This is a genomic window from Eggerthella guodeyinii (genome assembly GCF_009834925.2).
Lineage (GTDB): Bacteria > Actinomycetota > Coriobacteriia > Coriobacteriales > Eggerthellaceae > Eggerthella > Eggerthella guodeyinii.
In genome coordinates this window covers 357,731-377,149 of sequence record NZ_CP063310.1, presented here as the reverse complement: position 1 = coordinate 377,149, position 19,419 = coordinate 357,731, and the positions used below count along the sequence as shown (strand labels likewise).

At 61.9% G+C, this 19,419-nt stretch carries 11 protein-coding genes; 1 reads left to right on the top strand and 10 read right to left on the bottom strand.

Annotation, left to right across the window (positions count from 1 at the left end; translation table 11 throughout):
- Position 1 precedes the first annotated feature (1 nt).
- The 9 genes from GS424_RS01520 to GS424_RS01465 form a co-directional block, all read right to left on the bottom strand.
- Positions 2 to 655 carry a DUF6323 family protein gene (locus GS424_RS01520; protein WP_160942059.1) on the bottom strand — a complete coding sequence of 218 codons (654 nt, stop codon included), beginning with the start codon at positions 653 to 655 and terminating at the stop codon, positions 2 to 4.
- A 969-nt stretch (positions 656 to 1,624) separates the two neighbouring features.
- Positions 1,625 to 7,165, bottom strand: coding sequence for an immunoglobulin-like domain-containing protein (locus GS424_RS17815; RefSeq protein ID WP_218958875.1), 5,541 nt, complete (start codon positions 7,163 to 7,165; stop codon positions 1,625 to 1,627).
- A 199-nt stretch (positions 7,166 to 7,364) separates the two neighbouring features.
- Positions 7,365 to 8,114 (bottom strand): N-acetyltransferase, encoded by a 750-nt coding sequence (locus tag GS424_RS01495; protein ID WP_160942066.1) that lies wholly within the window; start codon positions 8,112 to 8,114, stop codon positions 7,365 to 7,367.
- A gap of 26 nt (positions 8,115 to 8,140) precedes the next feature.
- On the bottom strand, positions 8,141 to 8,398 hold the full coding sequence (gene ccmI, locus GS424_RS01490; protein ID WP_160942067.1) for a c-type cytochrome biogenesis protein CcmI: 258 nt from the start codon (positions 8,396 to 8,398) through the stop codon (positions 8,141 to 8,143).
- 103 nt (positions 8,399 to 8,501) lie between these two features.
- Complete coding sequence (locus tag GS424_RS01485; protein ID WP_160942068.1) at positions 8,502 to 12,221, bottom strand: phosphoribosylformylglycinamidine synthase; 3,720 nt, start codon at positions 12,219 to 12,221, stop codon at positions 8,502 to 8,504.
- Positions 12,222 to 12,231: 10 nt separating this feature from the next.
- Positions 12,232 to 12,867, bottom strand: coding sequence for a hypothetical protein (locus GS424_RS01480; protein WP_154333377.1), 636 nt, complete (start codon positions 12,865 to 12,867; stop codon positions 12,232 to 12,234).
- A gap of 74 nt (positions 12,868 to 12,941) precedes the next feature.
- Positions 12,942 to 13,814, bottom strand: coding sequence for a phosphoribosylaminoimidazolesuccinocarboxamide synthase (locus GS424_RS01475; protein ID WP_160942069.1), 873 nt, complete (start codon positions 13,812 to 13,814; stop codon positions 12,942 to 12,944).
- An 86-nt stretch (positions 13,815 to 13,900) separates the two neighbouring features.
- Positions 13,901 to 15,541, bottom strand: a complete 1,641-nt coding sequence (locus GS424_RS01470) for a sensor histidine kinase (RefSeq protein WP_160942070.1) — start codon at positions 15,539 to 15,541, stop codon at positions 13,901 to 13,903.
- Between the two features lie 6 nt (positions 15,542 to 15,547).
- The gene (locus tag GS424_RS01465) at positions 15,548 to 16,258 is read right to left on the bottom strand and encodes a response regulator transcription factor (protein ID WP_009305830.1); all 711 of its coding nucleotides are present in this window, start codon (positions 16,256 to 16,258) and stop codon (positions 15,548 to 15,550) included.
- Between the two features lie 153 nt (positions 16,259 to 16,411).
- Between GS424_RS01465 and GS424_RS01460 the strand changes: the two genes are divergently transcribed.
- On the top strand, positions 16,412 to 18,022 hold the full coding sequence (locus GS424_RS01460) for a Tat pathway signal protein (protein WP_244977637.1): 1,611 nt from the start codon (positions 16,412 to 16,414) through the stop codon (positions 18,020 to 18,022).
- Positions 18,023 to 18,100: 78 nt separating this feature from the next.
- On the opposite strand, the gene GS424_RS01455 is transcribed toward GS424_RS01460, so the two are convergent.
- On the bottom strand, positions 18,101 to 19,390 hold the full coding sequence (locus GS424_RS01455; protein WP_160942071.1) for an MFS transporter: 1,290 nt from the start codon (positions 19,388 to 19,390) through the stop codon (positions 18,101 to 18,103).
- Positions 19,391 to 19,419 lie beyond the last annotated feature (29 nt).

Genomic DNA, 19,419 nt, shown 5'->3' with positions numbered 1-19,419 from the left:
GTCACAGAAACGAGGATCCTCCGATGCGGCTGTTCGCGTCGAATCCGATGCGGTACAGCTCGCCGTAGCCGTCGTAATACCCTGCGGCGAATTCGTTGCTGGGCCGCTCGAGGCGCTCTTCGTCGAACACGCGGTCGAACTCATCGTGCACTCGTTCGTCGTCCTCGTCATCGCTCTCCTCTTCCGCCACCTCACGCTGCGTCTTCTCGTCATACTCCCCCGCCTGCTCACCCGCAGCCTGCGCGCGTAGTTCTACCAACTTCACGCCCTCGAGCGCATCCACTGCACCATGCGCTCGCTCGTCGAATGCCGTGCGCAGTGCGGAAACCAACTCGTCATCAGATATGCCGCCGTGTGCCTCAGCCTCTTCCTTATAGCGGTAGAACGCATCCTGCACGTCCGCGAGCGTCTCCTCGTAGGTCTCCTGGAGCAAGTATGGCGAATCGCGAAACGCCGCAACAATATCGCGCAACGCCCCGCGCCCGAACTCTACGCGCCCCGTCGCCCGAAGTGCTTCATGACGGCGCTCTGTCAGCCCGACCATCTGCTCTTCCGTGAGACTCAGCCCGTACGCGGCCGTCGCCTCGTTGCATGCGGTAAGCTCAGCTCGCCGAGCATCCCGCGAAAGTGCCATGAGAGATACACCTAATTCCACAAGCATCGCTCCTTCCCGGGCACGAGAGCCAGTCATCTCTCGTGCGCCAAAAGCTGGTTATAGGTATATACACCCGCGCTTCAAGAAATACACGACTCGATTTTTTGCGAGTTTTGTGGTATCATAACCCCAGATGAGAAGGAGAAATTGTGATTTCTCCTTCTTTGCATTCACGGACGAAATCGCTTGCCCCGCGCGTGCAGGAGCCCTTTCGGTGAAGGAGACACCGCTTCGGCAACCTGACTCCTGTTTGGCGCACAACTGAGTACAAGCGGGAAAAGACAGGACGCGTGACCGACGCCTCGTCGGGCACACTGCAGCGCGAAGCCCGGTCAAGTCACAAAAAGCCGGAAAACCATGCAATGGGGCGCAGCGCGGGGTCGCGGCCCGCAGCGCGCACACGCGGACACCCCAACCCCTAGGCAGCACAGCAGATTTTTCGCGGCGAAAAACGCTCCCCAGCCAATCTGCCCGACTCTTCCGAAACAGGTAGAGTTTGCCGTTCCCTGTGGTTATACGCCAAATAGGGAGTCAGATTCGACAATATGATGTTGCAGGGTGCAACGAGTGCCTATAGAACGGCGGCGAGAGAGCATCCGCCCTCTCGCCGCCGAAACACAATATGCAAGATGCCAGCCTCAGAACTACCGAGAACTATCCAGCGTTCAACGCAAGCACCTCCTGTCGCCCGAGTGGAGTTACCCAATACGCATTCTCAATCTGGGCGCCGCTTCGCAAGAACCGAGGCTCTATTCTGATAAAGCCCCCCTCTTGCAGCAACATGCATACGCGTCGTACCTGATCGCAGCCTAGATTAAGTTCTCTTCCCAACTCGCGATACGAGAGGCAGGGAGGCTCCGTTTGGATGTTTTCAACGTTTTCCAAGTATGCAAGAACGCGCATCTTGCGCTCGCGCATGACAGAGTGGGGTATTCTCGTCATGGTTTGCTCCTTCCTTTCCTCTCCTTGCTATTTGATATACCCCGATTTGTTCTTCATGCGACGCCATGCGACCAGAACACCAACGCCAGCAAGCGCAGCCGTGACCGAGAGAATACCAGCCCCCAAGACCCATGTATCACCGGTTTTGATTAGCTTGTCCCCAGGCGTCTGAGAACCAGCACTCGAACTGTTGCTCGAATTGTCAGGCAGCTCTTGCACCCGAGCCTCTACTGTAACCTTTATTGTTTTAACTGAAGAAGCACCCTTGCTGTCTGTCACCTTGTAGGTCACCTCATACACGCCGGGCTTGGAGGTATCCACGGTGTTGCTTAGCACCTCGACCTTGTCCGTGAGGTCACCGTCCTCTTCATCGGTGGCGCTCACACCCTCCAGCGGGTTGAAGATATCTCCGACCGTGAGTACCTTGTCGGAGGCAGCGATGGTCGGGATGTGGTTCAGGTCCTCCGTCTTCGGGTTGACCGTCACGCTGATGGTCTTGGTTGAAGAAGCACCCTTGCTGTCTGTCACCTTGTAGGTCACCTCATACACACCGGGCTTGGAGGTATCCACGGTGTTGCTTAGCACCTCGACCTTGTCCGTGAGGTCGCCGTCCTCTTCATCGGTGGCACTCACGCCCTCCAGTGGGTTGAAGGTATCTCCGACCGTGAGTACCTTGTCGGAGGCAGCGATGGTCGGGATGTGGTTCAGGTCCTCCGTCTTCGGGTTGACCGTCACGCTGATAGTCTTGGTTGAAGAAGCACCCTTGCTGTCTGTCACCTTGTAGGTCACCTCATACACACCGGGCTTGGAGGTATCCACGGTGTTGCTTAGCACCTCGACCTTGTCCGTGAGGTCACCGTCCTCTTCATCGGTGGCGCTCACACCCTCCAGCGGGTTGAAGATATCTCCGACCGTGAGTACCTTGTCGGAGGCAGCGATGGTCGGGATGTGGTTCAGGTCCTCCGTCTTCGGGTTGACCGTCACGCTGATGGTCTTGGTTGAAGAAGCACCCTTGCTGTCTGTCACCTTGTAGGTCACCTCATACACACCGGGCTTGGAGGTATCCACGGTGTTGCTTAGCACCTCGACCTTGTCCGTGAGGTCACCGTCCTCTTCATCGGTGGCGCTCACACCCTCCAGCGGGTTGAAGATATCTCCGACCGTGAGTACCTTGTCGGAGGCAGCGATGGTCGGGATGTGGTTCAGGTCCTCCGTCTTCGGGTTGACCGTCACGCTGATGGTCTTGGTTGAAGAAGCACCCTTGCTGTCTGTCACCTTGTAGGTCACCTCATACACACCGGGCTTGGAGGTATCCACGGTGTTGCTTAGCACCTCGACCTTGTCCGTGAGGTCACCGTCCTCTTCATCGGTGGCGCTCACACCCTCCAGCGGGTTGAAGATATCTCCGACCGTGAGTACCTTGTCGGAGGCAGCGATGGTCGGGATGTGGTTCAGGTCCTCCGTCTTCGGGTTGACCGTCACGCTGATGGTCTTGGTTGAAGAAGCACCCTTGCTGTCTGTCACCTTGTAGGTCACCTCATACACACCGGGCTTGGAGGTATCCACGGTGTTGCTTAGCACCTCGACCTTGTCCGTGAGGTCGCCGTCCTCTTCATCGGTGGCACTCACGCCCTCCAGTGGGTTGAAGGTATCTCCGACCGTAAGCACCCTGTCGGAGGCAGCGATGGTCGGGATGTGGTTCAGGTCCTCCGTCTTCGGGTTGACCGTCACGCTGATAGTCTTGGTTGAAGAAGCACCCTTGCTGTCTGTCACCTTGTAGGTCACCTCATACACACCGGGCTTGGAGGTATCCACGGTGTTGCTTAGCACCTCGACCTTGTCCGTGAGGTCACCGTCCTCTTCATCGGTGGCGCTCACACCCTCCAGCGGGTTGAAGATATCTCCGACCGTGAGTACCTTGTCGGAGGCAGCGATGGTCGGGATGTGGTTCAGGTCCTCCGTCTTCGGGTTGACCGTCACGCTGATGGTCTTGGTTGAAGAAGCACCCTTGCTGTCTGTCACCTTGTAGGTCACCTCATACACGCCGGGCTTGGAGGTATCCACGGTGTTGCTTAGCACCTCGACCTTGTCCGTGAGGTCACCGTCCTCTTCATCGGTGGCGCTCACACCCTCCAGCGGGTTGAAGATATCTCCGACCGTGAGTACCTTGTCGGAGGCAGCGATGGTCGGGATGTGGTTCAGGTCCTCCGTCTTCGGGTTGACCGTCACGCTGATGGTCTTGGTTGAAGAAGCACCCTTGCTGTCTGTCACCTTGTAGGTCACCTCATACACACCGGGCTTGGAGGTATCCACGGTGTTGCTTAGCACCTCGACCTTGTCCGTGAGGTCGCCGTCCTCTTCATCGGTGGCACTCACGCCCTCCAGTGGGTTGAAGGTATCTCCGACCGTGAGTACCTTGTCGGAGGCAGCGATGGTCGGGATGTGGTTCAGGTCCTCCGTCTTCGGGTTGACCGTCACGCTGATAGTCTTGGTTGAAGAAGCACCCTTGCTGTCTGTCACCTTGTAGGTTACCTCATACACGCCGGGCTTGGAGGTATCCACGGTGTTGCTTAGCACCTCGACCTTGTCCGTGAGGTCACCGTCCTCTTCATCGGTGGCACTCACGCCCTCCAGTGGGTTGAAGGTATCTCCGACCGTGAGTACCTTGTCACTCGCGACGATAGCAGGGATATGGTTGATGACGCTGGCATTGGGATTAAAGACCCACGTGCCCACGAAGTGCACGTTGCCGGAGGCCACTTTCGAGTCGGCGTCGTAGCCCTTAAACGTCCACACGCCGTCGGTCACCTCAACCGTCGTCTCGCCTGGCTGAATGGCCGAGACGGTAGTACCGTGAGCGTACCTCTTAGCGTCGATCGGAAGCAGGTTGGTCACCTCCTCCGGGAGCACCTTGTCCTTCGTCCCGCTGACGAACTCATAGGTCACGCCGTACTCGTGCGCCGAGAACTCCCACGTGCCCACGAAGTGCACGTTGCCGGAGGCCACTTTCGAGTCGGCGTCGTAGCCTTTGAACGTCCACACGCCGTCGGCCACCGGAATCGCTGTCTCATCCGGCTGGATGGCCGCGACGGTGGTACCCTCCATATAGGTCTTACTGTCGATTGGAAGAAGATCCATTATCGCTTCCGGAAGCTCCTTGTCCTTCGTGCCACTAACGAATTCATAGGACACAGAATATGAGGGCTTTTTCGCCACTTGCCACATGTAGTAGCTACCGTCGCTCACACCCGGATCCTCGACGCGCTTGAGGTACAGGCCAGCCGTAACAGTCGCCTCGTCATCGTTAGCCAGCACAAACGCCTCGTTCGAAGCACCGTTTGCCTTCCAGCCGGTAATGTAATTGTCGCCGAGAACAGGAGCCTGCGCTGCGCGCCAATCGCCAGAAGATACCGTCAGTACGGAGGCCGTTCCCGTCGCGGCACCCTTTATGCTGAGCGCTATATCTCCCGTCGGGTAGTTCAGATCGCTCGGTGTGCGCTGCACCGCCGGCAAGCGAAACTCGGCCGAATCCCCCGCAAATGTCGACTGAAACAGGGCGGGGTTCATAAGCGCCATCGTTCCGGAAGCGTCCACAGCACCCTTGACGCTCGTCGTGCCGAGAGATACCAGCGTACCGGCTTCCCCCACGGTCAACGAACCCTGTATCTCAAGGTTGGGTATATCTGCCGTCTGAACGAAACGCTGCTCCCACATACCCTCAAGCTGCACGTTGCCAGAAACCAACGACTGCGCTTTCACGGTTTCTAAACGGCTGTTGCCTTCAACAGCCAGCCCATACACCGTACGGAAAGGCAACCCCTGCGCCGATTGGACCTTGTTATCGCCCTCCCTATTATCGCCCAAGCGCAACGAAGCCCCATTGACAAGCTTCACGTTGTCAAAGCGCTTTAGAAATGCAACATCAAGCGGGTTATCCGATGCTCCGCTGCCGTCGAAGAGAAGGCTTGAAACATGCCCAGACACCAAGCCCTCACCGCCGACGCTGCCCTCGATACCCTTTATCCTTGCTGCTTTCGATACCTGCACGTCGAGGTCGCCCGCAATTGCATCAGTTAAGGCACCCGCATCGATAAAGGGGACTTTGCCGCCCGATACCTCGATAAGCGCATTACCTGCAAGGCCGCCCAGAGGACCCACTGCTATCACGCCGTCGTTATAGTAATGTTCCCACGGCACTGTGTAGTTGTTGATATCCCCCGATGTCATGCGAATGACAAGTCCGTTTTCCGCTTGCCCTTTGTTATGTATTTGCCCCGGAGTCCCTCTAAGACCCAAGTCGTTCGCAACGATGCTGCAGAGCTGCCCCCCGTTGTTTTCTATGGTTAAGGTTCCGTCGATTTCCGACGCATTCCACATTCCCACGACGTCTCCTCCGAGATCGCCCCCTTGGTAGGATTGCATGATGACGTTGTCGGCAATCGAGATGCGAACATCTCCCCCCACATGCGCAGAAGCTCCGAAATCTTCCCCGCACCCGGCTATCGACCAATTCCCGCCAACAACCACCGGTTCCGACACGCCGCTTTGACCAACGTTGATGGCGATATCGCCAGTAACATTGCCACAATTTTCTGCGATGACAGACCCTTCGCCTGTACCGGTCATACCATTGCTGGAACCCGTCATGACATCGATTAAGACGTCGCCATGAACGTTGCCCGCATTGCGGGCAGCGGAACCAGACCGGTTGCCCGCCCCATTGATACCAGCCACATGGCCATCGACACCCTGACGAATCAAGATATGCACATTGCCATATACGTTGCCCTTGTCATTGGACGAACTTACACCGCCACCTCGTACACGTTGTGCCATTTGGGCATCGCCATACACCTCAATAAGCACATCGCCTTGAACGTCTGCGTTGTATCCGCCGCCATAAACACACCCGCCATTAGCTCGCCCAAACATGCCGGAGCGAAAGATGAGGTGCGTCCCGCCTACTACGTCCTGGCCATTGCCTCCACCGTATATGCGGGCGCCTGTCATACCATCGGCACCGTCACCCTCATATTCCTCGCCAAATTCAAGCGTATGCCCATTCGCATAAATGGAGCCGTTACCCCACAAAACGTTTTGAACCGTAAGATCTCCTACGATATCAGATGCGCTGCTAATCGAGAACCGCTCGCCCTCGACACTGCGAAGCGTTACGTGTTTACCTTCGATTCCGCCGAAATTACTCTTGATCGACGCAGTTAGCATGACGGTGCAGTCGACAATATTCTGTTGATTCTTGAAATAATCGACAGCCGAATTCAACTCTTCCACCGAGCCTGCCTCACGCACTGCAGGCTCCTCGGCCGTGATTCTTGCCGTCTCGCCAGAATTTTCTACACGCTCGGCTGACGCATCCGAGACGATATCTTCAGGTTCTACCGAACCTGGGGACTCCTGATCAATTATCTCGAGGAGAGCCCCTCCCTCAACAGATTCGCCACTGCTTACTGAGTCAGCGAATGCCCCCCCCCCCCCCGCAGGGATCGACATGATGACCAAAATCGCCGCAACAGCCGACGCGGACATCCTCTTTGCATTCTTCCACATTTTACAGCAAACCCCCCTTTAATCATTGGAGCAGGTCAATGCCACTCCATTAGTTATAGTGAAATTATAGCATATAGAATTGGGGGGCCTACCGAATAACTATACCGGAGAAATCAACCCTGTCGCGTTTACCGCAGACACACCAGCTTCACTTTTAGGCGAAACTCAACCGCACGAAAAAAAGCTGTTCTTCGCAGTCTCACTTCTTGAGTATCCTCTTGAGGGTCGCGACGTCCAGCAGGTTCACGGTCTGGAACTTTCCCTTGTAAAACACGCCCCAGTTGTTGAACACGCCGGGCAGCTCCTTCGCTGTTTCCAGCGAGTCCACCTGGATGAGCGTCAACGGGACGCCCTCCTCATCGCAGTACCGCCGTATCGCCTCGATGCGCTCGGGGCCGTAGGGGCATTGCAGGTCGTAGTAGATCGTCAGCTCGTCGCTCTCGATCGTCTGAGCCCGAGCTCGCGACGTGAACGCCGGCACCGTGCCGTCGAACGATAGCGCGAGCAGCTCGTACCCGTCGTTGGTGGCGTCGACCGTCTCGAAGCCGAACTTCCGAGCGAACGACTGATCGGTCAACCATGCCTTCTGCTTCTTCGCTCCCAGCAGGCATACGCCCGACTTGCCCTGCGCCCGAGCGTCGTCCAAACAGTATTCCATGAGCGCGCGCCCGTACCCCTTCCCCTTGCAGCTGCCGGACGCCCAGAGGCAGTACACGTACAGATAGTTGTCGCCCACGATGGGAACCCACGCCGTTTCAAGCGGGGCGTATTCGATAAAGACAGGATCTTTCACCTGCAACTTCCGGAACACGTGACCCTCGAGCAGCCGCTCGGCAAGCCACTGGCGCTTCGCCTCGACGCCCGGATGAGGCTTCCTGACACGGATGATGCACGAAAGGTGCTCGTCGGCAAGGTTCTCCGGCGTCAGGTTGACGAATTCGACGTCCATACCAGGTTTCTCCTCGTCACGACGGCTTACAAATCCTGCATGAACTCTTGCTTCTTCGAGGCGTATTCCTCGTCGGTAATGGCACCACGCTTGCGCAGGTCGTCAAGCTGGGAAAGGCGCTGGTAGGCGAACACGCTGGCGCGCTGGCGTTCGTCGGGCAGGGGCTGTCGATCATTCGAACGCTTCGCCAGCACCACGACGAGCGCCACCACCAGCGCAATAGGCACCAGCAGCACCAGTAGCACTATCACCATTTCCGGAACGCCCATGCCGAGTACCCTCATGACGCCACCTTCCCTTCGACGGGGAGCACCGTGCCACCAGTATAGCAAGCGCGGCGCCCTCGGAGGTGCGCCGCGCTTGGGAACAGCTGCTATGCGGAACTGATTAGTCCGTGAAGTAGCCCACGCCGCCTTCGAAAAGTTGCTGGTAGCGATCGCCCGGGACGTTTTGATACAGACCATAGCCGCGACGCTCGCTGTGGCCCATCTTGCCCAGGATGCGACCGTCGGGGCTCGTGATGCCCTCGATGGCCAGCACGGACCCGTTCGGGTTCACCTCGAGGCTCATCGACGGCACGCCCCGCTCGTCCACGTACTGCGTGGCGATCTGGCCGCTCGCGCGCAGCTCGGCAACCAGTTCGGGGCTCGCGACGAAGCGGCCTTCGCCGTGGCTCACCGGCACCGTGTGGATGTCGCCCACCTCGCAGCGGCTCAGCCACGGCGAAAGGTTCGACGCCACACGCGTGCGCACGAGGCGGCTCTGGTGGCGTCCGATGTCGTTGAACGTCAGCGTGGGGCACGTCTCGTCCATCGGACGGATGTCGCCGAACGGCACGAGGCCCAGCTTCACGAGCGCCTGGAACCCGTTGCAGATGCCCAGCATGAGACCGTCGCGGTTCTGCAGCAGATCGCGCACCGCCTCGGTCACGGCCGGGGCGCGGAAGAACGCCGTGATGAACTTCGCGGAACCGTCGGGCTCGTCGCCACCGGAGAAACCGCCGGGCAGCATGATGATCTGGCTGTTGCGAATGGCCTGCACCAGCTGTTCGGTGCTTTCGGCCACCTTGTCCGGCGTGAGGTTGTTGATGATGATCGTCTCGGCCACGGCACCCGCCTGCTCGAACGCACGCGCCGAATCGTACTCGCAGTTGTTGCCCGGGAACACGGGGATGACGACGCGCGGCTTCGCGAGGATGCCGTTGTACACGAGCGGCGCGGCGCCGTCGAAGGACACCGCCTCCACGGCAGCGCCCTCGGCGCGGTACGGGAACACCGGCTCGAGGTGGCCCTCCCACGCTTCCTGCAACTCGGCAAGGTCGATAACCTCGCCGCACGCCGCGAACACGTAGGCCTCGGTCGTCTCTCCCACCTCGCCCACGCACACGGCGTCGGACGCGGTCGGCAGCTCCATGCACGGCGCAAGCTCCACGAGGAAGCTGCCGTACGACGGCGCGAACAGCTCGTCGGCGGTCACGCGGTCGGCCAGCTTCACGCCGATGCCGTTGCCCACGCACATCTTGAACAGGGCCTCGGCCGCGGCACCGTAGCCCGGCGTGGACACGGCCAGCGCCGCGCCGTCGCCGATCAGGCGCTCCACCAGCTTGAACGTCTCCACCAGGCCGGTAGCATCGGGCGTCACGCCGTCGTACGTGGCGGGCGCGATGCGCACCACGCGGCTGCCCGCCTGCTTGAACTCGGGCGAGGTCGCGCGATCAACCGAGCCCACGGCCGTCGCGAACGACACCAGCGTCGGCGGCACGTCGAGCTGCTCGAAGCTGCCCGACATGGAGTCCTTGCCGCCGATGGAGCCGATGCCCAAATCCACCTGCGCCATCAGCGCGCCCAGCACGGCGGCCGTGGGCTTGCCCCAACGCTCGGGCTCGTCGCGCAGCTTTTCGAAGTATTCCTGGAACGTGAGGTACATATCCTCGTGGAGGAAGCCGGCGGCCACGAGGCGCGCCACGCTCTCCACCACGGCGATGTAGGAGCCCGTGAACTGGTTGGCCTCGGTGAGGTACGGGTTGAAACCCCAGGCCATGCCGCTGACCGTGGTGGTCTCGCCGAACACGGGCAGCTTGGCCACCATGGCCATCGCCGGCGTCAGCTGACGCGACCCGCCGAACGGCATGAGCACCGTGCCCGCGCCGATGGTGGAGTCGAAGCGCTCGGACAGGCCCTTGTTCGAGCACACGTTGAGGTCGGTGACCAGCGAGGTCATGCGCTCGGCCAGCGTGTCGCCTGCCCAGGTGCGCTCGTAAGCGCCGCCGCGCACGATGCGCACGTCCTGGTGCTTCGCCGCGCCGTTGCTGTTGAGGAAGGCACGGCTCACGTCCACGATGGTGGAGCCGTTCCACTCCATGCGCACGCGCGCCTCCTCCGTCACCGTGGCGATGGGAGTGGCTTCGAGGTTCTCCTCGTGCGCGTAGCCGATGAACGCATCCACGCCCTCGGGTGCCAGCACCACGGCCATGCGCTCCTGGCTCTCGGAGATGGCCAGCTCGGTGCCGTCCAGGCCGTCGTACTTCTTGGGCACCTTGTTGAGGTCGATGAGCAGGCCGTCGGCCAGCTCGCCGATGGCCACCGACACGCCGCCCGCGCCGAAGTCGTTGCAGCGTTTGATGAGCTGGCACGCGTCCTTGCGGCGGAACAGGCGCTGGATCTTGCGCTCCACGGGCGCGTTGCCCTTCTGCACCTCGGCGCCGCAGCTCTCGAGCGATTCCAGCTTGTGCGCCTTCGAGGAGCCCGTCGCGCCGCCGATGCCATCGCGGCCGGTGCGGCCGCCCAGCAGCACCACCACGTCGCCCGGCGCGGGCGTCTCACGACGCACGTGGTCGGCCGGCGTGGCGCCCACCACGGCGCCGATCTCCATGCGCTTCGCGGCGTAGCCGGGGTGGTACAGCTCGTTCACCTGGCCGGTTGCCAGGCCGATCTGGTTGCCGTACGACGAGTAGCCGGCGGCCGCGGTGGTCACCAGCTTGCGCTGCGGCAGCTTGCCGGGCAGCGTCTCGGATACGGGGACCAACGGGTCGGCCGCGCCCGTCACGCGCATGGCCTGGTACACGTAACTGCGGCCCGACAAGGGGTCGCGGATGGCGCCGCCCACGCAGGTGGCCGCGCCGCCGAACGGCTCGATCTCGGTGGGATGGTTGTGCGTCTCGTTCTTGAACAGGTACAGCCAGTCCTGCTCCTCGCCGTCCACGTCCACTTTCACCTTCACGGTGCAGGCGTTGATCTCCTCGGACTCGTCCAAACCGGTCAGCACCCCGCGCGCCTTCAACCAGCGCGCGCCGATGGTGCCCATATCCATGAGGCACATCGGCTTCTCGTCGCGGCCCAGCTCATGGCGCATCGCCAGGTACTGCTCGAACGCAGCCTGCACGGCCTCGTCCTCCACCACGACGTTGTCCAGCACGGTGCCGAACGTGGTGTGGCGGCAATGGTCGGACCAGTACGTGTCGATCATCTTGATCTCGGTGATGGTGGGGTTGCGCCCCTCCTCGGCGAAGTACTGCTGGCAGAACACGATGTCGGCCACGTCCATGGCCAGGCCGCGATCGGCGATGAACGCCGCCAGGCCGGCCTCGTCGAGCTCCAGGAACCCTTCGACCGTCTCCACCATGCCGGGCACGGGCTGCTCCATGTGCAGCGTCTCGCGCGTCTTGAGCGACGCCTCGCGCGCCTCGATGGGGTTGATCACGTACTGCTTGATGGCGGCGATGTCCTCGTCGGACAGCGCGCCCTCGAGCAGGTACACCTTCGCGCTGCGCACCTCGGGGCGCTCGCCCTGGCTGATCAGCTGGATGCACTCGCTTGCCGAGTCGGCGCGCTGGTCGAACTGGCCGGGAAGGTACTCCACGGCGAACATGAACGCGTCCGCGTGCGTCAGGTCTTCTGCGGCAACGACGTTGTCGGACTGCGGCTCGCTGAACACGGTGGGCACGCACTGCTCGAACAGCTCGTCCGAGATGCCCTCCACGTCGTAGCGATTCACCATGCGGAGATTCTCAAGCGCCTCGACGCCCAACAGGCTGCGCAGCTCCTCTTTGAGCTGCTGGGCCTCGCCGTCAAAACCGGGCTTCTTCTCCACGTAGACACGAGAAACCATGGTCCCCACCTTACTTCGTCGAATCCTTCTCGGCCGCTTCGGCTTCCTGCTTCTCGGTCTTGGCCGCCTGGGCCTTGTTCAGGCGGAACCCGCTGCCGAACAGACCGCGCTTCTTCGGCTGCTCCTCGATGGCCGGCTTCTCGGCCTCCTCCTGCTTCGCGGCGCGCTGAGCAGCCTTCTGCTGCTTCTCGGCGGCGCGCATCTCCTTGGATTTCTTGGCCATCATCTCTTCCTGGTACGCGCGGCGCACCTTGCGGATCTTCGAGAAGTCCACGTACAGGGCGCCGATGATGCACACGTACGCCAGGCCGAGCACCACGTACGTGGCCGCCTCGGGCAGGAAGGAGCGGCCGACCCACGACAGCGCCGTCATCACGATGGCGCCGATCAGCAGGCCCCACCAGATCTTGCGGAGGCGCTTGTACTCCGCGGTGGGCGGGTTGTAGTACTGCCGGTCGATCTCGGTCTGCTTCGTGCGAGCGGCCTTCTTGTCGGCTTTCTTCTGCTGCTTCGTCTTTACGGTGGGCTGCACGCGCACCGACGAAGCCGCTTTCGACTTCGGCTTCATGGAGGCCGCGCTCTTACGCGTTTGACCCTGGTGCTCGTCGGTCTGGTACCGGTCGTTCATGGGATTGCGCTGGGACATAGGTTATTGCTCCTTCAACGACGGAATGCGCGCAGCCCCCTTGGCCGCACGCATTCCGCTCGACTAACGCGTTCTTAGTAGGCGAACTTCCTACCCGTGATCTTCTCGTAGGCCTGGATGTACTTCTCGCTCGTGCGATCGATGATGTCCTGGGGCAGGCGGGGCGGGTTGCCCTGACGGTCCCAGTTGGCGTTCAGCCAGTCGCGCACGAACTGCTTGTCGAAGCTGGGTTGGTCGGCGCCCTCGGCGTACTCGTCGCCCGGCCAGAAGCGGGACGAGTCGGGGGTCAGCACTTCGTCGGCCAGGATGATCTGGCCGTTCAGGCGGCCGAACTCGAACTTCGTATCGGCGATGATGATGCCCTGCTTCTCGGCATGGTCGCGCGCCGTGGAGTACACCTTGATGGACAGATCGCGCAGCTGCGAGGCATCCTCTTCGCCGATGATCTTCACGAGGCGCTCGAAGCTGATGTTCTCGTCATGGTCGCCGATCTCGGCTTTCGTCGACGGCGTGAAGATGGGCTCGGGCAGCTTCGACGAGTTCACGAGGCCTTCGGGCAGCTCGATGCCGCACACGGTACCCTGCTTCTCGTACTCTTTGAGGCCGCTGCCGGCCAGGTAGCCGCGCACGATGCACTCGGCGGGGAACATGTCGGCCTTCTTCACCAGCATGAAGCGTCCACGCAGGTAGTCGGCGTACGGCTGGAACTGCTCGGGCAGGTCGGCCACGTCGGAGGAGATGAGGTGGTTCTCCACCACGCCGTCCAACAGCTCGAACCAGAAGCACGACAGCTGCGTGAGCACCGCGCCCTTGTGGGGGATCTCGTCCTCCAGGATGTAATCGAACGCCGAGATGCGGTCCGTCGCCACAAGCAGCAGCTTGTCTCCCAGATCGTACAGGTCGCGGACTTTCCCTTGCGCATCAGGCTTGATGTCGATTCCGGTCATGCTGGTCCTTTCGTTGCTCTCTCGAAACGCCGCACGCGATGCGGCGGTCGGCGCTCCCCTTCTCCGTCGGCGCGCCCTATTATCGTCTATTTCTGATCTTTACGCGACTTCCCGCGCGATTTTTGCGATTTCTGCCCGCGCTGCGGATCGTCGCCCTGGTACAGCGGGATGTGGATGGTGAAGCACGCGCCCTCTCCCTTGCGTCCTTCCACCTGCACCCAGCCGTTGTGGCGCTCGACGATCTCCTTCACCACGGACAGGCCGATGCCGAGGCCGCCGCTCTCGCGGGTGCGGCCCGCGTCGGCGCGCCAGAAACGGGAGAACACCATCTTCGCCTCGTCGGGCGACAGGCCGATGCCCGTGTCCTGCACGCTGATGGACGCCATGATGTCGCCGCGCTTCACGCGCACGGTGACCAGGCCGCCTTCGGGCGTGTAGCGCACGGCGTTCGAGATGAGGTTGGCGGTGGCCTGGCGGATCATGTCCGCGTCGCCCAGCACGCGCACGCCCTGCTCCATCTCGTACTTCAACGTGAGGCCCGAGTCGGCCACGAACGCCTCGTGCGTGGCCACGATACCGGCGATCAGCTCGCCCACGTTGACCACTTCCTTCTTCATGGGCGTGGAGCGGCTTTCCAGGCGCGACAGCTTCAAGATGGCGTCAACCAGGCGGCTCAAGCGCTGGACCTCGGAGTTCACCGTTTCCAGTCGCTCCTCATCGGCCTCGAACACGCCGTCCACCATCGCTTCCACGGTGGACTGGATGGCCATGAGCGGCGTGCGCAGCTCGTGCGCTACGTCGGTGGTGAGGCGGCGCTCCAGCTCGCGGTCGCGCTCGATGGAGTCGGCCATCGCGTCGAACGTCTCGCCCAGGTGGGCGATCTCGTCTTCGCCGTGCAGCTTGGTACGGGCCGACAGGTCGCCTTCCTTGATGGCCTTCGCCGTGGTGGTCATGCGGTTGATGGGGCTGACCAGCGTGCGGGCGAACAGGAAGCCGATGCACGACGCCAGCACGATGGCGAGCGCCGTCGCGAAGACCATGGCCTGGTACGAGTTGTCGCGAAACTCCTCGTCGGTCTGGCTCAAAAGCGCTTCGGAACCGTACACCCACATGCGAACGGACCCGACGGCGACGTTATCGGACACGATGGGAGCCGTGGCGAATTGGTCGCCTGCACCCGAAGGCGCAAGCGAACCGCGACTGTAATCCCTGTTCGGCATGGTGCCGGGTTCGCCGTTCTCGGGCGTCGTCGAGGAGTCGAATACCGGCTTACCCGTTTGGTTGTCGACGATCATCACGCCCACGCCGTTGAGCTTCGCCGCATAGCGAGCCACCGTGCTCACGCCTTCGTTGTCGAACGAGCCCGTGTCAGTGTATATCTCCGCGATCTGCTCGGCCGTGGATTCGGCGAGCTTCTCGATGTTGGCCTGCGTGTACGTCTGGAAGTGCTGCTCCCACACGAACGACAGCACGCCGATGGCCACGAGCGCGGTCATGGCCGCCACGAAGGCGAACGCCGCCGTGACGCGCGTCGTGTACGTCAGGTTGTCCCAACCGAATCGGATGCCGCGGCGCTTCTTACCGCTCTCTTCGTGCGGCACGACGATGGGGCCCGTAGCGCCGGCGTTCCCGTCCGCATCGACCGTCAAACGCTCGACAACCGGAGGCTGCGATGCTTCAGGTGCATCGGCGGCAGATGAAGGAGCCTGTTCGTTGGTATCTCGCACGTTGGGTTACTGCGCAACCTTCGTGGGATCCTCGAAGCGATAGCCCACACCGTGCACGGTGTGCAGCCACTTCGGGCTCCGCGGGTTGTCGCCGATCTTCGCGCGCAGGTTCTTCACGTGCGAGTCGATGGTGCGCTCGTAGCCCTCGAAGTCGTAGCCGAGCACCTTCTCCACCAGCTCCATGCGCGAGTACACGCGACCCGGGTACCGCGACAGCGTGGTGAGCAGCTTGAACTCGCTGGCAGTGAGGTCGATTTCCTCGTTGTTGACGAGCACCTTGTGGCCCGACACGTCGATGGTGAGCTCGCCGAACTCCAGCACTTCGCGCTGCGGCTCGGAGTCGGCGTGCACGCGGCGCAGCAGGGCGCGGGCGCGGGCGACCAGCTCGCGCGGGCTGAACGGCTTCACCAGGTAGTCGTCGGCACCCAGCTCCAGGCCGATGATGCGATCCTCCACCTCGCCCTTCGCGGTGAGCATGATGATGGGAACGTCGGAGTTGTCGCGGATGGCGCGGCAGACGCGCTCGCCCGGAACGCGGGGCAGCATGAGGTCGAGTATAACCAGGTCAAAGTGATGCTTCGAGAATTCCTCGAGCGCTTCCTGACCGTCGCCGACCGCCGTCACCCAGTAATTCTCTCGTTCGAGGTAGGCCGTCACGGCATCGCGGATGGCCTTTTCGTCTTCCACCAGAAGGATGCGTCGTGTTTCGTTGCTCATGGATCACTCCTCAAGCTCGCTGTCATCTCGGATAGCACGCGCCTGCGTTCCCTACGTAGACCAGATCCGAGCGTAGTGGTCGTGTTTGCGTTTATTGTAGCAATTAGACCGAAGGGCGCTTGAACCTGTGCGTGAAATGACACAATAAACACCATGGTAACCCGCAGATCAACACACGCTAACCACGCGAAACCGACCGTTGCAAAGAAACGCCTTGCGAACAGGCGCGCAACCTCCGACGGGGGCGCGCTGTACGCCGACGGCAAGACCAGCTCGCGCGGCGGTCACGTCGGCAACGTAGCCGGGTACGGCGGTGCGCACGGCGGCGGCAGCCATCGCAGCAGCGCGCCCAACGTCGGCAACGTCGCCGGGTACGGAAGCGGCGGCTCCATCGGCTCGGCCGGCGCGCATCGGCGCTCGTCCGCCGCATCGTCCCCCACCCCGCGCGGCTCCTCGAACGGCGGCGGCAACGGCAACGGCGGCGTGCGCGTCCCTACGCCGAACGGCGGGGAGATCCTGCTCACCCGACGCCACTTCCTGTACGGCGCGCTGGGCGTAGGCGCCCTGGCGGCGGTCGGCGGCGGCGCATCCGTCATCATCGAGCAGACGAAGAGCGATCCCGACGACAATCTCGTGGTGCTCGAGGTGCCCGAGAGCGCGGTGCTGTCGTCCACCTCCGAGGAATTCACCAACACGTTCGCCGCGGTCGACGACCCCGCGACGCTCATGAACCAGGTGGGCAACTTCGAGCTGCCGTACGGCTCCCTCGTCTGGGCAAGCGACGACGACGTGGCCGCGTGCCTGCTGCCCACCGACACTGGCAAGCCTCTGACGCAGGTGGCCCTGCTCGCGCTGAACTCGGGGAACTACCCCATCGTTCTGGAGCAGGCCGTCGGCATCGAAGAGGGCTTCGAGATTTACGACGTACGCGCCACGTCCTCGGGTCTCATCTGGGCCGAGGCCGACATTCTCGACGGCGTCTGGCGCGTGTACACGGCGCGCAGCGACGGCGCCTCCCTGGGCAACCCCGCGCTCGTGGAAGAGGGCGACAGCGAATGGGAGATGCCCACCATCGCCGCCGTCGGCAACCGCGCGTTCTGGCAGGTGCTGCCGAAGGCGAGCGGCTCGAAGAGGGCCGAACCGTCGCTGTTCAAGCGCGCCACGATGGGCGCGACCGACACCGAGACGCTGTGGACCTCGATCGGCCGCATGGCGACGGCGCCCTACGCCACCGGCGATTCCGTGGTCATTACGCCGCGCACCGACACGTCGTCCATCCACTACCAGCTCGTGCGCGTGGACGCGAACACGGGCGAGGCGCTCGACACCATGGCGCTGCCCACGTCGATGAAGCCGCTCGAAGCGGGCTACGGCAACACCGGGTTCATGTTCTCGTTCGATGCCGGCTATCAGTACGGCGACGGCATCGCAAGCCTGGGCACGTACGCGCCGGCCAGCACCGTGACGAACGGCGACTACAGCGCCGCCCCGTGGTTCCGCTTCAGCCGCAACCCCACCGCACCTCCCGCCTGGTGCGGGTCGTACCTCATGGTGAAGTCGCTGACGCAGGTCGTGGGCATCAACTTCAACACGAGCCAGTGGTTTGCGTTCGACGTGAAAAGCGGCGCCGACGATTACGGCGAGTACCTGGCGTCCACCGGGTCGCGCGACACCGTGGTCACGTACACGAACGTCGACGACAAACCCCTCGACGGCGAGGCGAAGAAGTACTGCCTCGTCCGCGTCTGGACGCCTGCCGGGTAACGCAGGCTTAAACGCCTTCGGACACGCAACGCGCGCGGGGGCTTGCGCCAAGCCGCAAGCCCCCGCGTTGGACACAGCTTATCCGAGCGCCTTCACGTCTTGCTCGGCTTCCTCCCACTTCAGCTTCTTGCCGCTCTTGCGAGCGAAGATCAGCAGGCCCGCCACCACGACGTTGAGCGCGATGCACAACCCGAACACCGCGTTGAACGTGCCCGTCGACGCGTACACGCCGGTCATGACGGGCATGCCGAACGCACCGACGATGTAACCCGTCGAGCATATCAGGGCGAATATGCGTCCGAAATCGCGCGAACCGAATATGTCCATGATCAGCACGGTCAAACCCGCGCCCGCAACCACGTACATGACGTCGTTGACGCCCGCCGCGAATATGGCAAGCCATGGCTGGCCGGCGGCGAAGATCAGCATCACGAACGACAGTATGCTCACGCATATCCACGCCAACAGCGCCTTCACGGACCCGAACCTATCGCACGTCGAGCCGACGGCCGGATTCAAGAAGATATCGAACATCGAAGCGGCCGACACCATGAATCCACCGATGATGGGGCTGAATCCCACTTCGATCGCGTACGTGGGGAACAGCTGGTTCATGCACACCGTCAGCTGGACGAGGCACAGGAAGCCCACGCATGCGTAGAAGGCGGGCGACTTGATGGCAACCTTGAACGGCACGCCGCGAACGGCCTCGGGAGCCAAGCTCTGGGCATCGTCGCCCGTCTGCGGCTCATAGCCATACGGCAGCATGCCCTTGTCGGAGGGCTTGTAGCGGATGATGAAGATGGTTGACGGCAGCACGAGCACAGCGGATACGCCAGCCAACACCAAGTACGCGCTGCGCCACCCGATCGACTCGATGAGCGCGGTGATGACGGGGCTCATCACCAGCATGTACACCGAGTTCACCGTCCAGCACAAGCCGATGGCCAGACCGGCCTTCTTGCGAAACCATTGATCTACCACGGCGCTCATGCACACGCCCGTGGTAAACGCGAAGCACACGCCGATGACGAACGCGCTGACGAACCACATCCATGCCTGCGTGTAGAAGGACATCGCCGCGCCGGCCACCAGCAGCACGGCCGATATCGCCGTCAAGCCGAACTTCCCCACGACCTTCGGCAGAAGCTTGCCCACGAACGGCAGCGAGAGAGCCAGCGCCAACAGCGTGATCGTAAAGTAATACGACATGACGGATATATCGATGCCCAGGTCATCGCACACGGGTGTCAAAAAGCTGCCCGCGACCACGCTGTAGGAACCCGTCGTACCCGCAGACATAAGACCCAGACCCAGCACCAGCAGCCAAGCGTACTTGCTGCTGCTTTTCAGATTTGAGGTATCCATGCTTGTTCCCTTTCAGATAGGGGAGGTTG

What these genes read in the sequence shown, in the direction of transcription:
- GS424_RS17815 (WP_218958875.1), bottom strand. Translation starts at nt 7,165, where the DNA reads ATGTGGAAGAATGCAAAGAGGATGTCCGCGTCGGCTGTTGCGGCGATT.
- GS424_RS01495 (WP_160942066.1), bottom strand. Translation starts at nt 8,114, where the DNA reads ATGGACGTCGAATTCGTCAACCTGACGCCGGAGAACCTTGCCGACGAG.
- ccmI (WP_160942067.1), bottom strand. Translation starts at nt 8,398, where the DNA reads ATGAGGGTACTCGGCATGGGCGTTCCGGAAATGGTGATAGTGCTACTG.
- GS424_RS01485 (WP_160942068.1), bottom strand. Translation starts at nt 12,221, where the DNA reads ATGGTTTCTCGTGTCTACGTGGAGAAGAAGCCCGGTTTTGACGGCGAG.
- GS424_RS01480 (WP_154333377.1), bottom strand. Translation starts at nt 12,867, where the DNA reads ATGTCCCAGCGCAATCCCATGAACGACCGGTACCAGACCGACGAGCAC.
- GS424_RS01475 (WP_160942069.1), bottom strand. Translation starts at nt 13,814, where the DNA reads ATGACCGGAATCGACATCAAGCCTGATGCGCAAGGGAAAGTCCGCGAC.
- GS424_RS01465 (WP_009305830.1), bottom strand. Translation starts at nt 16,258, where the DNA reads ATGAGCAACGAAACACGACGCATCCTTCTGGTGGAAGACGAAAAGGCC.
- GS424_RS01460 (WP_244977637.1), top strand. Translation starts at nt 16,412, where the DNA reads ATGGTAACCCGCAGATCAACACACGCTAACCACGCGAAACCGACCGTT.
- GS424_RS01455 (WP_160942071.1), bottom strand. Translation starts at nt 19,390, where the DNA reads ATGGATACCTCAAATCTGAAAAGCAGCAGCAAGTACGCTTGGCTGCTG.